This window comes from Streptomyces sp. A0958 (assembly GCF_004795035.1).
GTDB lineage: Bacteria > Actinomycetota > Actinomycetes > Streptomycetales > Streptomycetaceae > Streptomyces.
Map to the genome: position 1 here is coordinate 11,290 of NZ_SSBK01000052.1, position 20,942 is coordinate 32,231.

Below are 20,942 nucleotides of genomic sequence, written 5' to 3' on the forward strand. Positions count from 1 at the left end.
AGCAGTGCGCAGAACGGGGTGAAGCGTGTCAGCCGACGGCCAGGTCTGTCAGGACCGCGTCAACAAGTTGGCCGGAATTCGTCCGTTGCCGGAATGGTCATGTTCGTTAAGCGGACGTTTCACGGAACTTCACGGCGAGGCCGCCAGGAGCCTTCGGGGCCCGAATGCGCAGGGGGCGGCGAGGGCGTGCCGTATGTGACCGGGCGCTACGGGAATGTGAAGAACCGGAAAGTTCCCACCTGTCGAGACGCCGGGCAACTGTGGCGCGTTCCCGGCCGTCCCGCCCCGCCCGGCGGGCCGGGTGACGGCCCGCCGGGCGGGAGGAGTCAGGCCAGGCTCTCCCGCCAGGCGCGGTGCAGGCCGGCGAACCGGCCCGAGCCGGCGATGAGTTCGCCGGGCGCGCCGTCCTCCACGATCCGCCCGTGCTCCATCACCAGCACCCGGTCCGCGACCTCCACGGTCGACAGCCGGTGCGCGATCACCATCGCGGTGCGGCCGTGCAGCACGGTGTCCATCGCCTGCTGCACCGCCCGCTCGCCGGGGATGTCGAGCGAGCTGGTCGCCTCGTCGAGGATCAGCACCGCCGGGTCCGCGAGGAGTGCCCGTGCGAACGCCACCAACTGGCGCTGGCCCGCCGAGATCCGGCCGCCCCGCTTGCGTACGTCCGTGTCGTAGCCGTCGGGCAGACCGGTGATGAAGTCGTGGGCGCCGATCGCCTTCGCGGCCCGCTCGATCTCCTCGCGGCTCGCCTCCGGCCGGCCGATCGCGATGTTCTCGGCGACCGTCCCGGAGAACAGGAACGCCTCCTGCGTCACCATCACCACCCCGCGCCGCAGTTCGGGCGTGGCGAGATCCCGCAGGTCGGTGCCGTCCAGCAGTACCCGGCCCTCGGTCGGGTCGTAGAAGCGGGCCAGCAGCTTGGCGAGCGTCGACTTGCCCGCGCCCGTGGAGCCGACCACCGCCACCGTCTGCCCCGCCGGGACGGTCAGGTCGAAGCGGGGCAGCACCTCACCGCCCGTGCGGTACGCGAAGCTCACCGAGTCGAACACCACCTCGCGCCCCGGCTGCCCGCCGGTCCGGGCCGGCAGCTCGCGCGGCTCCAGGGCCTCCGGGACCGCCGGCCTCTGCGCCAGCAGACCGGCGACCTTCTCCAGCGAGGCCGCCGCCGACTCGAAGGAGTTGAGGAACATGCTGAGCCGGTCGATCGGGTCGTACAGCCGCCGCAGATAGAGCACCACCGCCGCCAGCACGCCGAGCGCGAGGCCGCCGGAGGCGACGCGGTAGGCGCCCCACAGCACGATTCCGGCCACCGCCGTGTTGGCGACCAGCCGCGAGCCGACGACATAGCGCGCGTTCTCCAGCATCGCGTCGCCGTTGGTGACCCGGTGACGCGCGTTCAGCTCCCGGAAGGCCGCGTCGTTGACGGGCTCGCGGCGGAAGGCCTGCACGGGCCGGATGCCGTTCATCGTCTCCGCGAACTTCACGATGACCGCGGCGATCGCCGTCGAACGGGCGGCGAAGATCACCGACGAGCGGCGCCGGTAGAGCCGCACCAGCAGGTACAGCGGTACGAAGGACGCCACGGCGGCCGCGCCGGTGGAGAGGTCCAGCCAGAGCAGCAGCGCGGCGATGGAGGCGAACGAGAGGATGACGTGCAGCAGCTCCTGGAGCCCTTCGTCCAGCAGCTCCCGCAGCGACTCCAGGTCCGTGGTGGAACGCGAGATCAGCCGCCCCGAGGTGTACCGCTCGTGGAAGTCCACGCTCAGCGCCTGCGCGTGGCGGAAGATCCGGCCGCGCAGGTCGAGCAGCACGTCCTGGTTGACCCGCGCGGACATGCGGATGAACGCGTACTGCAGGGCGCCCGCGCCGGCCGCGCAGAGCGCGTAGCCCACCGCCACGGCGATCAGCGGCCCGTAGTCCTTCTCGCGGAACGCGGGCACCCCGCTGTCGATGGCGTAGGCGACCAGCAGCGGACCGGCCTGCACCGCGGCCTGCTGCACCAGCAGGAACAGGGCGGCCGCCACGACCCGGCCCCGCATGGGCCGCAGCAGCGACCGGAGCAGCTGCCAGGTGGCGCCGCGCGGGGCGGGCAGGTCGTCCCGGTCGAAGGGGTCGCCACCCGCCTCCACGGGCCGCTCGTCCGCCGCCGTACCGGGCGGCGGTGTCCGGTGCTCGTGCTCGTCCCTGCCGCCGCCGCCCGGTTCCGCCGGCCGTCCGGTCGTCGTGCTCGTCATCGGGTGCTGCCCTCCTCGGCAGGGGCCATCGCGCCCAGGGACTCGTCTTCGGCTGTTTCCGTACCGGGCGTTTCGGCGCGGGGCCCGGTGCTCCCGTCCCCGCCGGCCGACAGGCCTGCGCCGGACATCAGCCAGGCGTACTCGGCGCTGGTCCGCAGCAGTTCCTGATGGGTGCCGACCGCGCTGATCCGGCCCTCGGACAGCAGCGCCACCCGGTCCGCGAGCATCACGGTGGACGGCCGGTGCGCGACCACCACCGCCGTGGTCCTCTCCAGGACGCGCCGCAGCGCCGCCTCCACCAGCGCCTCCGTGTGCACGTCGAGCGCCGAGAGCGGGTCGTCGAGCACCAGGAAGCGCGGCCGGCCCACCACGGCCCTGGCCAGGGCGAGGCGCTGGCGCTGGCCGCCGGACAGGCTCAGGCCCTGCTCGCCGACCTGCGTGTCGACGCCCAGCGGCAGCTCGTGGACGAAGTCGGCCTGCGCGACCGAGAGCGCCCGCAGCAACTCCTCCTCGCCCGCCCCGGCCGCGCCCATCAGCACGTTCTCCCCGACGCTCGCCGAGAAGAGCGTCGGCTCCTCGAACGCCACCGACACCAGCTCCCGCAGCCGGGCGCGCGGCATGGCGGTGATGTCCTCGCCGTCCAGGGTGATCCGCCCCGCGGTGGCCTCGTGCAGCCGGGGCACCAGGGAGGTCAGCGTCGTCTTCCCGGAACCCGTCGCCCCGACCAGGGCCATCGTCTCGCCGGGCCGGACGCGCAGATCGATCCGGGCCAGGACGGGCGCGGAACCCTCCTCCGCGTCGGGGTAGCGGAACTCGACGCCCTCGAAGACCATGCCGCCCGCCTCCCGGTCCCCGCCGGTGCCGTCCCCGGCCGTCGGCGCGGCGTCCTCCTCCTCGGCGACGTCCATCACCTCGAAGAACCGCTCGGTCGCCGTCGCCGACTCCTGGCTCATCGCCAGCAGGTAGCCGATCGACTCGACGGGCCAGCGCAGCGCGAGCGCCGTGGAGAGGAACGCGACCAGGGTGCCCGCCGACAGGCCGCCGTCCGCGACCTCGATCGTGCCGAAGACCAGCGCCGCCCCGATGGCGAGTTCCGGCAGGGTGGTGATGAGGACCCAGATCCCGGCGAGCAGCCGCGCCTTGCCCAGCTCCGTGGTGCGCAGCCGCTGCGCGAGGGTGCGGAAGGCGTCCGCCTGGCTGCGGTGCCGGCCGAAGCCCTTGACGATGCGGATGCCCAGCACGCTCTCCTCGACCACGGTCGTCAGATCACCGACCTGATCCTGCGCCTTGCGCGCCACCTTCGCGTACTTGGACTCGAAGGCCGAGCAGACGATCACGAGCGGCACGACGGGGGCGAGCAGCACCAGCCCGAGCGTCCACTCCTGGAACAGCAGGATCACGAAACCGACGAGGATCGTGGTGGCGTTGACGAGCAGGAAGGTCAGCGGGAACGCCAGGAACATCCGCAGCAGCATCAGGTCAGTCGTCCCGCGCGACAGCAACTGCCCCGAGGGCCACCGGTCGTGGAAGGCGACGGGCAGGCGCTGGAGGTGCCGGTAGAGGTCGGCCCGCATCGACGCCTCGAAACCGGCCAGCGGACGCGCCACCAGCGACCGGCGCACCCCGAACAGCACCGCCTCCGCGAGGCCCAGGAGCAGCAGGTACAGCGCGCCGAGCCAGACCCCGCCCGGGTCCCGGTGGGCGACCGGGCCGTCCACCATCCACTTCAGGACCAGCGGGATCACCAGGCCCAGGCAGGAGGCGACGACCGCCACCAGGGCCGCCCCGAACAGCCGGACCCGTACCGGCTTCACATACGGCCACAACCGCAGCAGGGAACGTACGGCTGACCGGTCCTTGGGCTCTGCATGTTCCTGGCGCATCAGGGTGAGCCTACGGTCCGTCCGGATATCGGTCCTGCGGTTTTATCCGGCCGTCCGGCGCCCGGCGCTGGCGTACCGCGCCGGGGGTCGTAGGGCGGCATCAACCGATCGGCTGATGCAGGTTCGAGCGCGATGGCGGATGCCGCCGCGGGCCGCGGGCACGGATGCTCGGTGCCATGGCGATCATCGAAGCGAGCGGGGTGCGCAAGTCCTACGGCGGCCGCTCCGTGGTCGACGGAGTGAGCTTCTCCGTCGACGAGGGGGAGATCTTCGGGATTCTCGGCCCCAACGGCGCGGGCAAGACCACCACCGTCGAGTGCGTCGCGGGGCTGCGGGTCCCCGACGCCGGGACCGTCCGGGTCGCCGGGCTCGACCCCGTCGCGGACCGCGACCGGGTGACCCGGCTGCTCGGCGCCCAGCTCCAGGAGAGCGAACTCCAGACCAAGATCACCGTGCGCGAGGCCCTGGAGCTGTACAGCGCCTTCTACCCCCGGCCCGCCGACTGGCGGCCGCTCGCGGAACGGCTCGGCCTGGACACCAAGCTGGACACCCGCTTCGGCCGGCTCTCCGGCGGCCAGAAGCAGCGCCTGTCCATCGCGCTCGCCCTCGTCGGCCGGCCCCGCGTCGTCATCCTGGACGAGTTGACCACCGGCCTCGACCCCCGGGCCCGGCGCGACACCTGGCAGCTCATCGAGGACGTGCGCGCGAGCGGCGTCACGGTCGTCCTCGTCACCCACTTCATGGAGGAGGCCCAGCGCCTCTGCGACCGCATCGCCGTCATCGACAAGGGACACGTCGTCGCCCTCGACACCCCCGCCGGGCTGATCGCCGGCGCCGACGGCTCCACCGTCATCTCCTTCACCCCCTCGAAGCCGCTGCCCGAGGCCGAACTCGCGGCCCTGCCCGGAGCCACCTCGTACGAGGACCGGGACGGCCGGGTCCTCATCAACGGCACCGACGAGACCGTCAACGCCGTCATCTCACTGCTGGCCCGGCTCCGCGTCACCGCCCACCGGCTCCGCGTCGCAGAGGCGACCCTGGACGATGCCTTCCTCGACCTCACCGAACACCCCGGCCCCGCCGACGACCGCGGCCTCACAGAACGGGCAGCCTGAGATGGCCACAGCGCACACCGCCCCCACTGCCGTGCCCCGCGCCACCGCCTCCGGCGCGACGCTCGCCGTCCTCAAGTCGGAGACCCGGCTGTTCCTGCGCGAACCCGGCAGCCTGTTCTGGATCGTGGTCTTCCCGACCGTGCTGCTGGTGATCCTGGGCCTGGTCCCGTCCTTCCGGGTGCACGACGACGGGCTCGGCGGCCGGCGCGTCATCGACCTGTACGTGTCCGTCGCGGTGCTGCTCGCCCTGATCATGTCAGGGCTCCAGGCGATGCCGCCCGTCCTGACCGGCTACCGCGAACGCGGCATCCTGCGCCGCATGTCCACCACCCCGGTACGGCCCTCCGCCCTCCTCGGCGCGCAGATCGCGCTGCACGGCGCGGCCGCGCTCGTCTCCGCCCTGCTGGTCACCGCCGTCGGCCGGACCGCCTTCGGAGTCCGGCTGCCCGGCCGGCCGTTCGGCTATCTGCTGGCGCTGCTGCTCGCGGTCGCCTGCGTCCTGGCCCTCGGCTCGCTGATCTGCGCCGTCTCCCGCACGACCAAGATCGCCGCCACCATCGGGTCCGTCGTCTACTTCTCGATGATGTTCACAGCGGGCGTCTGGGTCCCCGTCCAGGCCATGCCCGACGCGCTCCGCCGCATCGTCCAGGCCACCCCCTTCGGCGCGGCCTCCCAGGCGCTCGACCAGGCCGCCCGGGGCGACTGGCCGAGCTGGGCGTATCTCGGAGCGGTCGCCGCCTGGACGGCGGTGGCGGGCTGGGCCGCGACCCGTACGTTCCGGTGGCAGTAGCCGACGCGGGGGGCGGACAGCGGCTCCGGGCACGGGGGAGACTTCTCCCATGAGAGCGCACGAGGAGGCCGTGACGGCGGTCGAGCAGTGGTGGGGCCGGTTCTTCCGGTACGGGCCGTACGGGCTGCTCGGCCTCGCCACCGTCATCGCGGTCGTGTCCCGGGACCTCGTCATGTCCGGCGCCGACGAGCGCGGCGCCCTCGTGCTCCTCCCGGCTGCGCTCGCCCTCCAGTTCTGGTGGACCCGCGCCGGCATCCGCCCGCAGAGCGGAGCCGCCCAGTGCTACTTCATCACCCGCACCCTGCTGGCCTTCGGGCTGACCTGGTGCAACCCCTTCTACTCGATCTACGCGGTGCTCGGCTACTTCGACGCGGGCCGGGTGCTCCCGTACCGCGGCGTGCGGCCCGGTCTGCTGGCCACCGCCGTCATCATGGCGGGCGCGCAGAGCGGCAGCACCCTGCCGCCCGCCACCCTCATGAACTGGATCATCTTCGGCGTCGTGCTGGCCGTGCACGCGACGCTCGCCATGGCCTTCGCCCAGATCGGCAACCGGGAGGCCGAGCAGGCCCGTTCGCAGACCGACACCATCGCCGCCCTGGAGTCCGCCAACGCCCGCCTCGAACAGGCCCTCGCGGAGAACGCCGGACTGCACGCCCAGCTCCTCGTCCAGGCCCGCGAGGCCGGGGTGGCCGACGAGCGGCGCCGGCTCGCCGCCGAGATCCACGACACCATCGCCCAGGGCCTCACCGGCATCATCGCCCAGCTCCAGGCCGTCACCTCCACCGCCGAGAGCGACCCCGCCCTCGCCAGGGAACACCTCGTGCGGGCCGCCGCCCTGGCCCGGCACAGCCTGGGCGAGGCCCGCCGCTCGGTGCACAACCTGCTGCCGGCCGCCCTGGAACACGACGACCTGCCCGGCGCGCTGAAGAAGACGGTCGCCACCTGGTCGCAGCGCACCGGGGTCCGCGCCGACTTCACGGTCACCGGCACCGTCGAACCGCTCCACGACGAGGTCGGCGCCACCCTGCTGCGGATCGCCGAGGAGGCCCTGGCCAACGCCGGCCGGCACGCCGAGCCCTCCCGGGCCGGGGTCACCCTCTCCTACATGGGCGACGAGATCTCGCTCGACGTCCGCGACGACGGCCGCGGCTTCGACCCGGCCGCGCTGCCGCCGTACCGGGGCGCCGGCGGATTCGGGCTCGGCGGCATGCGGGCCCGCGCCGAGCACGTGGCGGGCACCGTCGAGGTCGAGACCGGCCCGGGCCTGGGCACCGCGGTCTGCGCCCGCGTCCCGATGGTCCGGCACGACTGACCCCGTCCCGTACCGTGGTGCGCCACGGACCGGGCCGGGCTCGCGGACTGATCCGGACGAAGGGCCCTGACCCCGTCCCGTACCGTGGTGCGCCATGGACCGGGAACCCGCGCGCGTCATCACGCTGATCGTCGTCGACGACCACCCCGTCGTACGGGACGGGCTGCGCGGCATGTTCGCGTCGGCGCCGGAGTTCCGGGTGCTCGGGGAGGCGGCCGACGGGGTCGAGGGCGTCGACATGGCCGCCCGGCTCGACCCCGACGTCGTGCTGATGGACCTGCGGATGCCGGGCGGCGGCGGGGTCGCCGCGATCACCGAGCTGACCCGGCGCGGCGCCCGCTCCAAGGTCCTGGTCCTCACCACGTACGACACCGACTCCGACACCCTGCCCGCGATCGAGGCGGGCGCGACCGGCTACCTCCTCAAGGACGCCCCCCGCGAGGAGCTGTTCACCGCCGTGCGGGCCGCCGCCGACGGCCGGACCGTCCTGTCTCCGGCCGTCGCCTCCCGGCTCGTCTCCGCGGTCCGCACCCCGGCCGCCCCCGGAAACGAGGCCCTGTCCGCCCGCGAACGCGAGGTGCTGGCCCTCGTCGCCAAGGGGACCTCCAACCGGGAGATCGCCGCGGAGCTGTTCATCAGCGAGGCCACCGTGAAGACCCACCTCACCCACCTGTTCGCCAACCTGGGCGCCAAGGACCGCGCCGCCGCCGTCGCCGTCGCGTACGAGCGCCGCATCCTCGGCTGAGCCGCCCGCTCACTCCCGTACTCGCAGCAGCAGCACCGACCGCTCCGGGACCGTCAGCCGCTCGCCGCCCCGGTGGACCGTGCCCGGCGGATCGGCCTGGTCCTCGCGCGAGGTGTCCAGGAGCAGTTCGTACGCCGACGCCCACGGCGGTCCCGGCAGCAGGAAGTCCACCGGCCGGTGGTCCGCGTGCAGGACGGCCAGGAAGCTGTCGTCGGTCACCTGCTCGCCGCGCACGTCCCGGCCCGGGATGTCGCGGCCGGAGAGGTAGAGCCCGACCGTCGCGGCCGGCGCGTACCAGTCGCCCTCCGTCATCTCGGCGCCCTGCGGGGTGAACCACGCCAGGTCCCGCAGCCCGTCCGGGGCCTGCGGCCGGCCGGAGAAGAACGCCCGGCGGCGCAGCACCGGGTGGCGGTGGCGCAGCGCGAGGACCCGGGCGGTCAGCGCGGTCAGCTCCCGCCACCGCGGCTGATCGAGGAGAGACCAGTCGACCCAGCCGGTCTCGTTGTCCTGGCAGTAGGCGTTGTTGTTGCCGTCCTGGGTGCGGCCCATCTCGTCGCCGGCCACCAGCATCGGCACCCCGGTCGACAGCAGTAGCGTGGTCAGGAGGTTGCGCAGCTGCCGGCGGCGCAGCGCGCCCACGCCCTCGTCGTCCGTCTCGCCCTCGGCGCCGCAGTTCCACGCCCGGTTGTCCGAGGTGCCGTCCCGGTTGCCCTCGCCGTTGGACTCGTTGTGCTTGTGCTCGTAGCTCACCAGGTCGCGCAGGGTGAAGCCGTCGTGCGCGGTGACGTAGTTGACCGAGGCGTACGGGCGTCGCCCGCCCCACGCGTACAGGTCGCTGGACCCGGTCAGCCGGTAGCCGAGGTCCCGTACGTCGGGCAGGGCGCCGCGCCAGAAGTCCCGTACGGCGTCCCGGTAGTGGTCGTTCCACTCGGTCCACAGCGGCGGGAAGGCCCCCACCTGGTAGCCGCCGTTGCCGACGTCCCACGGTTCGGCGATGAGCTTGACCCGGCGCAGCACCGGGTCCTGGGCGATGACCGCGAGGAACGGGGACAGCATGTCGACGTCGTGCATCGAGCGGGCGAGCGCCGCCGCCAGGTCGAAACGGAAGCCGTCGACGCCCATCTCGGTCACCCAGTACCGCAGCGAGTCGGTGATCAGCCGCAGCACGTTCGGCTGGACGACGTGCAGGGTGTTGCCGCAGCCGGTGTAGTCGGCGTACCGGCGGGCGTCGGCCTGGAGGCGGTAGTAGCCGCGGTTGTCGATGCCGCGCAGCGAGAGCATCGGGCCCAGCTCGCCCGCCTCGGCGGTGTGGTTGTAGACGACGTCGAGGATCACCTCGATGCCCGCGTCGTGCAGGGCGCGGACCATCCGTTTGAACTCGCCGACCTGTTCGCCCGCCGTGCCGCTCGCCGAGTATCCGGCGTGCGGGGCGAAGTAGCCGATGGAGTTGTAGCCCCAGTAGTTGCGCAGCCCGCGCCGCAGCAGGTGGTCCTCGTGGGCGAACTGGTGCACCGGCAGCAGCTCCACCGCAGTCACCCCGAGTTGCTTGAGATGGCCGACGGCCGCCGGGTGGGCGAGCCCGGCGTAGGTGCCGCGCAGCTCCTCGGGGATGCCGGGGTGGCGCTTGGTGAAGCCCCGTACGTGCAGCTCGTAGATGACGGAGTCCGCCCACGGCGTCTTCGGCCTGCGGTCGTCGGCCCAGTCGTCGTCATCGTGGACGACGACCCCCTTGGGTACGTACGGGGCGGAGTCCCGCCCGTCGCGCACGGTGTCGGCGACCTGCTGCTCGGGCCAGTCCCTCACATGGCCGTACACCTCGGCCGGAAGGGTGAATTCGCCGTCCACGGCCCGGGCGTACGGATCGAGCAGCAGTTTCGCCGCGTTCCACCGGGCGCCCGTCCACGGGTCCCAGCGGCCGTGCACCCGGTAGCCGTAGCGCCGGCCCGGCCGCACCCCGGGCACGAAGCCGTGCCAGATCTCGTGGGTCAGCTCCGTCAGGGCGAGCCGCGTCTCGGCGCCCGCCTCGTCGAACAGGCACAGCTCGACGGCCTCCGCCCCGCCCGCCCACAGCGCGAAGTTGGTGCCCGCGACCCCGTCCGGGCCCGTCCGGAAGCGGGCGCCGAGCGGCATCGGCGTCCCCGGCCACACCATGGGACGCCGCTGCTGCGGCCCGGTGGCGGTGATCCGGTCCGCCGCGGCCCCGGCCGTCCCCGTATCCGTCTTCGGTACTGCCTCCTGCTCGGCTGCGCTCGACACCTGCTCGCCTCCCGCGGCTCGTGGGACCGGCACCGAAAGGGGGGCGCGCGGCGTCCCGGCCGCGGCTCCCCGAGTGTGGTCGTCCCCTGTGTTCTGCCCACGACGGGGCCCGCACTCACGTTTCCCCCGACCGGCCCCCGTCGTTGGGGGGACGTGAATCACGTAGCGAAGAAGGCAGGGGCGAACCCGGTGCGGCCGGGACTGCTCGCCGTACTGGCCCTACTGGCCGTTCTGACCGGCTGCTCGGGCGCCGACTCGGTCATCGGAGGCAAGTCGAGGTCGCCGCAGGAGGCGATCCGGGTCACCCCGGCCGACCGGGCCGAGGACGTCCGGGCGGACAGCCGGGTGGAGGTGAAGGTCCCCGACGGGCGGCTGGAGAGCGTCCGGGTGCGGCGGATCGAGGACGCGCAGGAGGAGGAGGTGCGGGGCGAGATCGCGAAGGACGGCCGCTCCTGGGCGCCGAAGGAGGGAGCGGGGCGGCTCGGGCTCGCCGCCAAGTACAGCGTCGACGCGGTCGCCGTGGACGGCGGCGGCCACCGCTCGGCCCGGCACACCACCTTCACCACGGTGGTCCCCGCACACCGCTTCATCGGGTACTTCAAGCCGGAGAACCGTTCGACCGTCGGTACCGGCATGATCATCTCGTTCGAGTTCAACCGCCCGGTCACCCGCCGCGCGGCGGTGGAGCGGGCCATCCGGGTGACGGCCGATCCGGTGGTGGAGGTGGCTGGGCACTGGTTCGGCGAGGACCGCCTGGACTTCCGCCCGGCCGGCTACTGGGAGCCGGGCACCGAGGTCACCGTCGACATCGGGCTGCGCGACGTGGAGGGGGCGCCGCAGGTGTACGGCAGCCAGCGCAAGACGGTGCGGTTCACGGTGGGCCGGGAGCAGATCTCCCGGGTCGACGCGGCCTCGCACACGATGGAGGTGCGCCAGGACGGGCAGCTCGTCTCCACCGTCCCGATCACCGCGGGCTCCCCGACGACCACCACGTACAACGGCAAGATGGTGGTCAGCGAGATGCACGACGTGACGCGGATGGACGGGCGGACCGTCGGCTTCGGCGGCGAGTACGACATCAAGGACGTCCCGCACGCCATCCGGCTGACCGAGTCCGGCACCTTCCTGCACGGCAATTACTGGTCCGACGAGGACGTCTTCGGCTCCACCAACGTCAGCCACGGCTGCATCGGGCTGCGCGACGTCCAGGGCGGCAGCGGCTCCACCCCGGCCGGCTGGTTCTTCGACCGGACGCTCATCGGGGACGTCGTCGAGGTCGTCAACTCCAAGGACAAGAAGGTCGCACCGGACAACGGGCTCGGCGGCTGGAACCTCACCTGGGCCCAGTGGAAGGCGGGTTCGGCGCTGCGCTGAGAGCGACACGGGAATCCCCTCGCCCCGGGCTCCGCGACCGCCGGAACCACTTGGAACGGAACGGTGACAATTCCGGGGCGATCCGCCCGCAGTCGGTGTGATTATCTCTTTGCTGAGCGCGCATATGCAGCGCGCGGGGGTGGGAGCCTGCGGGTTCCCGGGGCCCGGGCGGGGTCGGGCCGTGCGAGGGGAGACGACCACATTGAACGGGCAGCCGATATCGGCGACATCGGCCGGGGCGCGCGGCAGGCGGCGGATGCGGGGGGCCACCGGCCTGCCGGCCCTGGCGGTGGGTGCGCTGTTGCTGCTGGTGACGGCGTGCGGCGGGGGAGACGCGAACGGCACGGGCAAGGACGCCAAGGCGGGCGGGGTCAAGGAGGACACCAGCGCCTCGCAGGCCGTGGTGACCGTGGCGCCCAAGGACGGCGCCGACTCCGTCGCCACCAGCGGGGCGCTGAAGGTCTCGGCCGAGCAGGGGAAGCTGACCACGGTCAAGGTGTCGGACCCCAAGGGCGGCGAGGTCGAGGGGAAGATCGCGGCGGACGGCGCGAGCTGGGTGCCCGACCAGCACCTGGCCTCGGCGACCAAGTACAAGGTCCACGCGGTGGCCAAGGACACCGAGGGCCGTGAGTCCGCGAAGGACACCACCTTCACCACGCTCGTCCCGCAGAACACCTTCATCGGCCAGTACACCCCCGAGGACGGCTCCACGGTCGGCGTCGGCATGCCGGTCTCCATCCACTTCACCCGGGGCATCACCGACCCGCAGGCCGTGGAGAAGGCCATCAAGGTGACGGCCGAGCCCGCCGTCCCGGTCGAGGGCCACTGGTTCGGCAACGACCGCCTGGACTTCCGCCCCGAGGAGTACTGGGCCGCCGGCACCAAGGTGACCGTGAAGCTCAACCTCGACGGCGTCGAGGGGCGGCCCGGGGTCTACGGCAAGCAGGCCAAGACGATCTCCTTCACCATCGGCCGCAGCCAGGTCAGCACCGTCGACGCGAGCACGCACCGGATGAAGGTCGTCCGCGACGGCAAGCAGATCAAGGACATCCCGATCTCCGCGGGCGCCCCGGCCACCACCACGTACAACGGCCAGATGGTCATCAGCGAGAAGCTGTCTGTGACCCGGATGAACGGGGACACCGTCGGCTTCGGCGGCGAGTACGACATCAAGGACGTGCCGCACGCGATGCGCCTGTCCACCTCGGGCACCTTCATCCACGGCAACTACTGGGGCGGCTCGGGCATCTTCGGCTCCGCCAACACCAGCCACGGCTGCGTCGGCATCCAGGACGTGCGCGGCGGCGGCGACTCGGGCATGCCGGCGGCCTGGTTCTTCAAGAACTCGCTCATCGGCGACGTCGTGGTCGTCAAGAACTCCCACGACAAGACGATCAGCCCGGACAACGGCCTCAACGGCTGGAACATGTCCTGGTCGGACTGGACGGCGTAGGCCCCTCCCGTACGGACATCGGCGGGCCCGGCACTTTGACCAACGGTGCCGGGCCCGCCCGCGTCCGCGGCCCCGGCCGATGTGCCCCGGGTTAGCGGCGGTTAACCTGCACCGCATGACCGTAACCCTCGAAGTAAGCGGCGGCGTCGGCACCATCCGGCTGGACCGCCCGCCGATGAACGCCCTGGACGTCGCGACCCAGGACCGGCTGCGCGAACTGGCCGGCGAGGCGTCCCGGCGCGACGACGTGCGGGCCGTGGTGCTCTACGGCGGCGAGAAGGTGTTCGCGGCGGGCGCGGACATCAAGGAGATGCAGGCGATGGACCACGCGGCGATGGTCGTACGGTCCCGGGCGCTCCAGGACTCCTTCACCGCCGTCGCCCGCATCCCCAAGCCCGTCGTCGCGGCCGTCACCGGCTACGCCCTCGGCGGCGGCTGCGAGCTGGCCCTGTGCGCGGACTTCCGGATCGCCGGCGACAACGCCAGGCTCGGCCAGCCGGAGATCCTGCTCGGCCTCATCCCGGGCGCGGGCGGCACCCAGCGGCTCGCGCGGCTGGTGGGCCCCGCCAAGGCCAAGGACCTCATCTTCACCGGTCGCCACGTCAAGGCCGAAGAGGCCCTGACCATGGGCCTGGTGGACCGTGTCGTGCCCGCCGCCGAGGTGTACGAACAGGCGCACGCCTGGGCGGCGAAGCTGGCGAAGGGGCCGGCGCTCGCGCTGCGCGCCGCGAAGGAGTCGGTGGACGCCGGACTGGAGACGGACATCGACACGGGTCTCACGATCGAGCGAACCTGGTTCGCCGGACTGTTCGCCACGGAGGACCGCGAGCGCGGAATGCGCAGCTTTGTGGAGGAGGGGCCGGGCAAGGCCAAATTCCTCTGACCGAACGCCAGTTGGGAACGCGGCGCGGCGCGTTCATCCGTGCGGGCGGATTGGCGGAGTCTTAAGACAGCCTTAAGGGCCACCGCGCCCGCTGCCTCGCGGAACCGGGCGGGGAGCGGTATCAGTGCAGGTCAGGGTGGGTGCGTCGGGGTGCATTCTGCCCCTGGCATATGCCTACCGGCCCTGGGGGAATCACTGATTGCGGGCCGGGGATTCCCCCGGAACGGCCCCGGAAGGCCCGCCGTGCGGCCATGATGGTGTGCATGGCGGGCCTGGAGGGTGTGGAGCAGCCGCGACCGCGCAGCAGCGCGACAGCGGCACGGAGAATGCCGGCCGTCGAAGACGAACAGGCGTTCAAAGCGCTGGAGTTGTTCGGAAATCCGACGGAGGACGAAGTCCGGCTGCCCTCCCGCCCGGAGTCCGCGGCCACCGCCCGCAGGCTCACCTCCTGCGTGGTGCTGCACCACTGGGCGCTCTCCGCGCAGACCGCCGAGTACGCCGTCCTGCTCGTCTCCGAACTCGTCGGGAACGCGGTGCGGCACACCGGGGCCAGGGTCTTCGGGCTGCGCATGGTGCGCCGCCGGGGCTGGATCAGGATCGAGGTGCGCGACCCCTCGCGCGGGCTGCCGTGCCTCATGCCGGTGAGGGAGATGGACGTCAGCGGGCGGGGCCTCTTCCTCGTCGACAAGCTGTCCGACCGGTGGGGCGTGGACCTCTTACCCCGTGGCAAGACCACCTGGTTCGAGATGCGCATCTCCGACCGCTGACCCCCGCCCCGCCGGCCTCCGGGTGTACAGAAGCCCCCGTGTCTGCCGTGGTGCGGCGCCTCGGGGGCTTCTGTGGGGACCGTGAAATGGGGGGTGTGTTCACGGCCGCTCGCGACGACCCGGCCCGGGTCAATGGGGGTCGTGTCATTGACTATGACAGACGGACGACTCCCTAGCCAAAGCCGCAAAGCGGGCATCTATGGGTATATCAAGTCATTTCCGCGAGGAAACGCAGGTGTGCTGAGTCACTTGCCTGGAAATCCATGAATACTCATGAGTATCCGAGCATGATCCTTTGATCGTCCAGCATGCGGACGGCGTGTGCCCCGAGGGCCTGTCGGGGGAGTCGGCGGAGTCGATCGGGACGTTCCGGGCATATCGCCCCTACTGTTCTGCCATGAACACCTCCGACGCACCGGTGCACCGTCGCAGCGCCCTGCGCGCGGGAGCCGCGGCCGCAGTCGCCCTCACCGCCGGCTGCGGGGAGCGGGACACCGCCGGGTTGGCCGCCGGGGCCGTCACCCACGCGACGCCGAGCGGCCCCGCCGCCACCCCCGCCGGAGCGCCGGCCCCCGCGCCCGCCCCGCGCCGCTTCCCCGGGCAGCCGGTACAGATCGGCAGCGGCCCCCGCGACCGGGCACGCGTCGCCCTCACCTTCCACGGCCAGGGCGACCCCGCCATCGCCAGGACCGTGCTCGCCGAGGCCGAACGCGCGGGGGCCAGGGTCACCGTCCTCGCCGTGGGCAGCTGGCTCGACGAACACCCCGAGATGGCCCGCCGCATCCTCGACGGCGGCCACGACCTCGGCAACCACACCCAGAACCACATCGACATCTCCTCGCTGGACGAGACCGGCGCCTACGCGGAGATCACCGGATGCGCCCAGCGGCTGCGCCGGCTCACCGGCTCGATCGGCACCTGGTTCCGGCCCTCGCGCACCCAGTACGCCACGCCCCTCGTCCAGCGGCTCGCCGCCCGGGCGGGCTACCCCCACGTCCTCTCGTACGACGTGGACTCCCTCGACTTCACCTCGCCCGGCGCCGCGGCCGTCACCCGCAAGGTGGCCGGTGAGATCCGCAACGGATCGGTGGTGAGCCTGCATTTCGGCTACGCGGACACGGTCGCCGCGCTGCCCCTCCTCCTCACCGAAATCGACCGCCGCCGACTGCGCGCGGTGACGACCACGGAGCTGCTGACCTGATGCCTCCCACCACCCCACGCACCGCCGCCCTGCTCGGCGGCGTCCTGCTCGCCGTGCTCACCGGCTGCGGCACCTCCGCCGACAAGGCCGCCCCCGCCTCCGAGACCGCCACCCCGACCGTCCGGGCCCGGCACGTCACCCCGCCCGAGCCGCCGGGGCTCGCCGGGATGCCGCCGGTGCTCGACCCGAAAAACGTGTACGCGGCCGACGCGCCCGGAAAGCTGTCCCCGGTCGTCAAGGGCTTCCCCTCCCGCGTCTACGTGCCCAACACCAACTCCGACACGGTGACGGTCATCGACCCCGCCACGTACAAGGTCATCGAGACCATCCCGGTCGGCCGGCAGCCGCAGCACGTCGTGCCGTCCTGGGACCTGAAGACGCTCTGGGTCAACAACGACCTCGGCGACAGCCTCACCGCCATCGACCCGGCGACCGGGAAGCCGGGGAAGACGGTCGACGTCTCCGACCCGTACAACCTCTACTTCACGCCGAACGGCAAGTACGCCATCGTGATGGCCTCCATGGACCGGGAGCTGGTCTTCCGCGACGCGCACACCATGAAGACGGCCAAGGCCGTGCCGGTCGGCTGCGCGGGCGTCAACCACGCCGACTTCTCCGCCGACGGCCGCTACTTCATCGTCTCCTGCGAGTTCTCCGGCGAACTCCTCAAGGTCGACACCGAGAAGATGAAGGTCGTGGCCCAGCAGAAGCTGCCGTTCGACGGCGCCATGCCACAGGACGTCAAGCTGTCCCCGGACGGCGGCACGTTCTACGTCGCGGACATGAAGGCCGACGGCATGTGGGTGCTGGACGGGGAGGAGTTCACCACCCCGAAGCTGCTGCCGACCGGCAAGGGCTGCCACGGGCTCTACGTCAGCCGCGACGCCAAGGAGATGTACGTCTCCAACCGGGGCGAGGGCTCCGTCTCCGTCTTCGACTTCGCGCACAAGAAGCTGGCGAAGAAGTGGCACCTGCCGAACGGCGGCAGCCCGGACATGGGCGGGGTCTCCGCCGACGGCAAGGTCCTGTGGCTGTCCGGCCGTTACGACGCCGAGGTGTACGCGATCGACACCACCACCGGCAAGCAGCTCGCCCGCATCCCGGTGGGCAGCGGCCCGCACGGCCTCGCCGTCTACCCCCAGCCCGGCCGCTACTCGCTCGGCCACACCGGCGTCTTCCGCTGAGCACGACCCGGGAAACCGCGCACCGGCCGGTGGCTCACCCCGCGGTCAGCAGGGCCTCCGAACCCACCGGCCGGTAGCCCGCCGCCTGGAACGTCCGCACACTGCGGGCGTTCCCCGGCGACTGCTGGGCCCACACCACCGCGTCCGGCACCAGGTGCCGGGCCGCCCGCGCCAGCCGCTCGCCGAGCCGGTGGCCGCGCGCCTCCTCGGCCACCTCGATCGCGGCCTCCCATCGCCCGGCCACGCCCCGGCCCAGGATCAGCACCCCGCCCTCGGCCGACCACACCCGCACCTCGTCGCGGTACTTCAGCGCCCGCACCACCCGGGGGTGTTCCGGGTCCTCGATCTCCCGCAGCGCCGGCTCCGGCACACCGGGCAGCGCGGGGGCGGCCGTCAGCAGGTCGACCGTGTTCATGTGGCGGCCGGTCCGGGCCAGCAGCGCGCTCAGGAAGTACGGATTCATCGTGGCGGCGAGCGCGTCACCGGGGGTCGCGGCCAGCGTCTCGCGCACCCACCCCGGGTCCTCGTCCGTGAACACCACCGAGTGCGCGGTGAACGCCAGCACCCCGGCGTCCCGGGCGTTGGGCTGCGCCACCACCGTCGTGGAACCGTCCGGCGGCGGGAACCGCCCCTCGGCCGCGTCGGCCAGAATCCGGGCCAGTGCCTCGCTCATCGGCGCCCCGCGCCTCCCTTCCGGCTGACCGGCCACCGGACGGCGGACGGCCCGTCCATGATCGGCCACCGGCCGCCGCGAGGGCCACTTTGGGCGCCCGTTAATCTGACCATCGTCGGACAGTCATACGAAGGGGTGGAACGTGGCGGACATCGAGTCGGCGCGCAGGGCTTTCGAGCGGTACGACCTGAACGGCGACGGGCTGATCTCGGCCGCCGAGTACAAGAGCGTCATGGCTCAGCTGGGCGACCCCCACGTCACCGAGCCGGTCGCCCAGGCCGTGATCAACTCCCACGACGCCAACGGCGACGGGCTCCTCACCTTCGACGAGTTCTGGGCCGCGCAGAACAAGGGCTGAGACCAGGCGGGCGGCAGGGAGAGGGAGAGGTGCCCGTGCTTCCCGCCCGTGCGCCCGCACCCGCCCGCCGCCGGTCCGCCGCCACCGTCCTCGCCGTGGCGGCGGTCTGGGCCCCCGCCGTGGCGGCCGCCCTGCTGGGCGCGGCGGCGGCCACCCACGGCACCGGTGAGCTGCGCATTCCCGCCGCCGGAACCGCGACCCTGCTGCGGGCGCTCCTCTTCGGCGCCCTCGCCGTGCACCTGGGCGCCCTCGCCGCGACCGCGCTCGCCCGTTCCGCACCCGGCCGCCCGGACACCGTCCCGCGCGACTGGGCCGCGGCGGCCTCGGCCGCCGGCGCCGCCGCGGCGGCGGGCCAGATCGCCCGGCTCGCCCGGGTCAGCGACCTCGGCCTGGTCGAGACGTACGCGACGCGGGAGGGCGGGCTCCTCCTCCTGACCGCCAACGGCTTCGTGCTCGCCGCCTGTTGCGCCCTGAGCCGGCGCCCCGGCCTCGCCGCCCTGCCGCTCGCCCTGGTCGTCGGCGCGGAGGCGCTGCGGGCCCACCCCGAGGCGTACAGCCCGCTGGTGGGTGCCGCGCTGACCGTCGTGCACCTGACCGCCGCATCGCTGTGGACCGGCGGGCTCGTCCACGTCCTGCGCACCATGCGCCTGTGGGGGGCGGCCCCGGACGCGGCCCGCGCGCTGCTCGCCCGGTACGCGCGCCTCGCCGCGTGGCTGTACGCGGCGCTCGCGGTGACCGGTACGTGCAGCGCCCTGCGCAGGCTTCCGGCGGACACCGTCCTCACCTCGGCGTACGGGCGCACCCTGCTGGCCAAGCTGGTGCTGATGGTGGTGGTGAGCGCCCTGGCCCTGAGCGCGCGCCGGCGGCTGCGGAGCGGGGCCGGCCCGGCCGCCGCCCACCGGGCCGCGCGCCGCGAAGTGGCCGCGCTGGTGGCCGTCGTGCTGGTGTCGGCCGTCCTGACCGTCGTCCCCGACCCGCACTGGCTCAGCACCCGCTGACGCCCCGCCCCCGGCACCCGGCTACCGGTACGGCGGCCAGCCGCGCAGCTCGTCGTCGCGCGGGGCCCGCACCAGCTCCGGGGCGCCGGGCCCGAAGCGCATCACCGGGCGCGAGGCGTCCCAGGCCGGCCAGCCCGGGTCGCCGTGCGTCGCGAACCGCACCCAGGCCGCGTGCATCGAGGCGGCCAGCTCGCGCGGGGCGTCCGGCCCGGCCAGCGCCACGGCGTCGGGTCCGCCGAGGGTGTCGAAGACGAAGCCGACCTCCAGGCCGTGGCAGGCCCCGAGCCCCATGACGGGGGAGGGCCAGCCGAACTCGTAGAGGCGGGTGGAGCCGGGGGCGCCGGCCCGGGCGTCGGCCAGCCGGTTCAGCGGTACCCGCAGCAGCAGGTCGGTGGCGAGCGCGCCGAGCAGTTCGCCCGGCGTGGCACCGGGCCGGTTGGCGCGGTACGTACGGGTGGTCGCGCGCGGCACCCGGAACTTCAGCAGAGCCAGCCGGAGCCTCGCGCGGGATAGCCGTTCGGTCAGGCCGCTGGGGACGAACCATAGCCGGTACTCCTCGGTGTTCGAGCCCATCAGCAGGTCGACGCCGGACGCAGCCCCGTCGCACAGGGCCTCCACCGGATCGCGGGGCAGCAGTTCGCCGTCCACCACGATCCGGAAGGCGTTGCCGCCGGTCAGCGGGGAGCCGCCGGCCGTCACCTCGCCCTGCGCGGCCAGCAGCGCGGCGGGGTCCACGGCGGCCAGCGCCCCGGCCGTCGCCGCCGCCCCCAGCCGCTTCGCGATGAGTTCGGTCGTACGGCGGCCCTCGGCCACCGGCACCGCGGCAGGCACCCCGCTCTGCAGCACGGCCCGCCGGAACAGGCCCCGGGCCCGGGGAGCGGTGAGCAGCGCCCCGAGGCTGATGGCGCCCGCCGACTCGCCGCACACCGTGACCCGGTGCGGATCGCCGCCGAACGCCGCGATGTTGTCCCGCACCCAGGCGAGGGCGGCCAGCTGGTCCAGGAGGCCGCGGTTGGCGGGGGCGTCCGGGAAGACCCCGAACCCCTCGATGCCCAGGCGGTAGTTGAGCGATACGAGCACCACACCGTCGCGGGCGAACGCCGCCCCGTCGTACAGCGGCAGGACGGACGAGCCGTGCAGCAGCGAGCCGCCGTGAATCCAGACCAGGACGGGCAGCCCGGTGCGGTCCGGGGACGGCGTCCACACGTTCAGGTTGAGGCAGTCCTCGCCCGGCACCGAGGGATCGGCCAGCAGCCGGTCCAGCGGCGGGGCGTACGGCCGTTTGGGCGCGGTCGGGCCGTAGTCCACCGCCGCCCGCACCCCGGTCCACGGCTCCGGCGGTTCGGGCGGTCGGAAACGGAGGGCGCCCACCGGGGCCGCCGCGTACGGGATGCCCCGGAACACGGCAACGCCCCGCTCGTACGCGCCCCGGACGGTCCCGTGGACGGTGTCGGCGTGCGGGGCGGCCCGCCCGGCGGACGGCCCGGATGTCGGAGGGGGTGCCGCTGTCATGGCGTATCGGCCCTTCCGTGGTCGTCGGGGCGTCCGGTCCAGCAGATCACGGACCCGCGCGGGCGTCCAGGTGTGGCCGCCGAAACGCGAACGCCAGGCCTCCAGGTCCTCGTCGGTGATCTTGGCGAAGAGCACCGGCGGAACCGAGAACGCCGTGCCGGCCGGCACGGACGCCAGGGCGCGGGCCTCGCCGGCGCCGACCCA

General features: G+C 73.1%; 17 protein-coding genes. 12 read left to right on the top strand and 5 right to left on the bottom strand.

Going from position 1 to position 20,942, the window contains the following annotated elements:
* Window positions 1-326: 326 nt before the first annotated feature.
* Window positions 327-2,234, bottom strand: a complete 1,908-nt coding sequence (locus E6P78_RS30435) for an ABC transporter ATP-binding protein (RefSeq protein ID WP_136206855.1) — start codon at window positions 2,232-2,234, stop codon at window positions 327-329.
* A complete protein-coding gene (locus tag E6P78_RS30440) occupies window positions 2,231-4,117 on the bottom strand; it encodes an ABC transporter ATP-binding protein (protein WP_136206856.1) in 1,887 nt (628 codons plus the stop codon). The genes E6P78_RS30435 and E6P78_RS30440 overlap by 4 nt, the downstream gene beginning before the upstream one ends.
* Window positions 4,118-4,293: 176 nt before the next feature.
* Here E6P78_RS30440 and E6P78_RS30445 point away from each other — a divergent pair, with 176 nt between their 5' ends.
* From E6P78_RS30445 to E6P78_RS30460, 4 genes are all read left to right on the top strand, one after another.
* Complete coding sequence (locus E6P78_RS30445) at window positions 4,294-5,232, top strand: ABC transporter ATP-binding protein (protein ID WP_206307964.1); 939 nt, start codon at window positions 4,294-4,296, stop codon at window positions 5,230-5,232.
* A gap of 1 nt (window position 5,233) precedes the next feature.
* Complete coding sequence (locus E6P78_RS30450; RefSeq protein ID WP_136206858.1) at window positions 5,234-6,022, top strand: ABC transporter permease; 789 nt, start codon at window positions 5,234-5,236, stop codon at window positions 6,020-6,022.
* 49 nt (window positions 6,023-6,071) lie between these two features.
* Window positions 6,072-7,334 carry a sensor histidine kinase gene (locus E6P78_RS30455; RefSeq protein ID WP_136206859.1) on the top strand — a complete coding sequence of 421 codons (1,263 nt, stop codon included), beginning with the start codon at window positions 6,072-6,074 and terminating at the stop codon, window positions 7,332-7,334.
* A gap of 94 nt (window positions 7,335-7,428) precedes the next feature.
* A complete protein-coding gene (locus E6P78_RS30460; RefSeq protein WP_136206860.1) occupies window positions 7,429-8,079 on the top strand; it encodes a response regulator transcription factor in 651 nt (216 codons plus the stop codon).
* Window positions 8,080-8,088: 9 nt separating this feature from the next.
* Here the strand turns inward: E6P78_RS30460 and glgX are convergent, their stop codons facing one another.
* Entirely contained in the window at window positions 8,089-10,335 is a 2,247-nt protein-coding gene (gene glgX, locus E6P78_RS30465; protein ID WP_168712740.1) for a glycogen debranching protein GlgX, read from the bottom strand.
* A gap of 189 nt (window positions 10,336-10,524) precedes the next feature.
* Between glgX and E6P78_RS30470 the strand changes: the two genes are divergently transcribed.
* The 6 genes from E6P78_RS30470 (at window position 10,525) to E6P78_RS30495 (ending at window position 17,197) form a co-directional block, all read left to right on the top strand.
* Complete coding sequence (locus E6P78_RS30470) at window positions 10,525-11,709, top strand: Ig-like domain-containing protein (RefSeq protein ID WP_136206870.1); 1,185 nt, start codon at window positions 10,525-10,527, stop codon at window positions 11,707-11,709.
* A 256-nt stretch (window positions 11,710-11,965) separates the two neighbouring features.
* The gene (locus E6P78_RS30475) at window positions 11,966-13,162 is read left to right on the top strand and encodes an Ig-like domain-containing protein (RefSeq protein ID WP_136206862.1); all 1,197 of its coding nucleotides are present in this window, start codon (window positions 11,966-11,968) and stop codon (window positions 13,160-13,162) included.
* Between the two features lie 115 nt (window positions 13,163-13,277).
* Complete coding sequence (locus E6P78_RS30480; RefSeq protein ID WP_136206863.1) at window positions 13,278-14,045, top strand: enoyl-CoA hydratase-related protein; 768 nt, start codon at window positions 13,278-13,280, stop codon at window positions 14,043-14,045.
* 251 nt (window positions 14,046-14,296) lie between these two features.
* Window positions 14,297-14,812 (top strand): ATP-binding protein, encoded by a 516-nt coding sequence (locus E6P78_RS30485; RefSeq protein ID WP_136206864.1) that lies wholly within the window; start codon window positions 14,297-14,299, stop codon window positions 14,810-14,812.
* A 397-nt stretch (window positions 14,813-15,209) separates the two neighbouring features.
* On the top strand, window positions 15,210-16,013 hold the full coding sequence (locus E6P78_RS30490; RefSeq protein ID WP_136206865.1) for a polysaccharide deacetylase family protein: 804 nt from the start codon (window positions 15,210-15,212) through the stop codon (window positions 16,011-16,013).
* The gene (locus E6P78_RS30495; RefSeq protein ID WP_136206866.1) at window positions 16,013-17,197 is read left to right on the top strand and encodes a YncE family protein; all 1,185 of its coding nucleotides are present in this window, start codon (window positions 16,013-16,015) and stop codon (window positions 17,195-17,197) included. Before E6P78_RS30490 ends, E6P78_RS30495 begins: the two co-directional genes overlap by 1 nt.
* 34 nt (window positions 17,198-17,231) lie before the next feature.
* On the opposite strand, the gene E6P78_RS30500 is transcribed toward E6P78_RS30495, so the two are convergent.
* The gene (locus E6P78_RS30500) at window positions 17,232-17,870 is read right to left on the bottom strand and encodes a GNAT family N-acetyltransferase (protein ID WP_136206867.1); all 639 of its coding nucleotides are present in this window, start codon (window positions 17,868-17,870) and stop codon (window positions 17,232-17,234) included.
* 142 nt (window positions 17,871-18,012) lie between these two features.
* On the opposite strand from E6P78_RS30500, the gene E6P78_RS30505 reads away from it, so the two are divergent.
* Together E6P78_RS30505 and E6P78_RS30510 are read left to right on the top strand one after the other, a co-directional pair.
* A complete protein-coding gene (locus E6P78_RS30505; RefSeq protein ID WP_136206868.1) occupies window positions 18,013-18,228 on the top strand; it encodes an EF-hand domain-containing protein in 216 nt (71 codons plus the stop codon).
* Between the two features lie 35 nt (window positions 18,229-18,263).
* A complete protein-coding gene (locus tag E6P78_RS30510; protein ID WP_136206872.1) occupies window positions 18,264-19,226 on the top strand; it encodes a CopD family protein in 963 nt (320 codons plus the stop codon).
* Window positions 19,227-19,247: 21 nt separating this feature from the next.
* On the opposite strand, the gene E6P78_RS30515 is transcribed toward E6P78_RS30510, so the two are convergent.
* Window positions 19,248-20,942 (bottom strand): carboxylesterase family protein (locus E6P78_RS30515; RefSeq protein WP_276607240.1); only part of this gene is annotated, 1,695 nt, incomplete at its 5' end.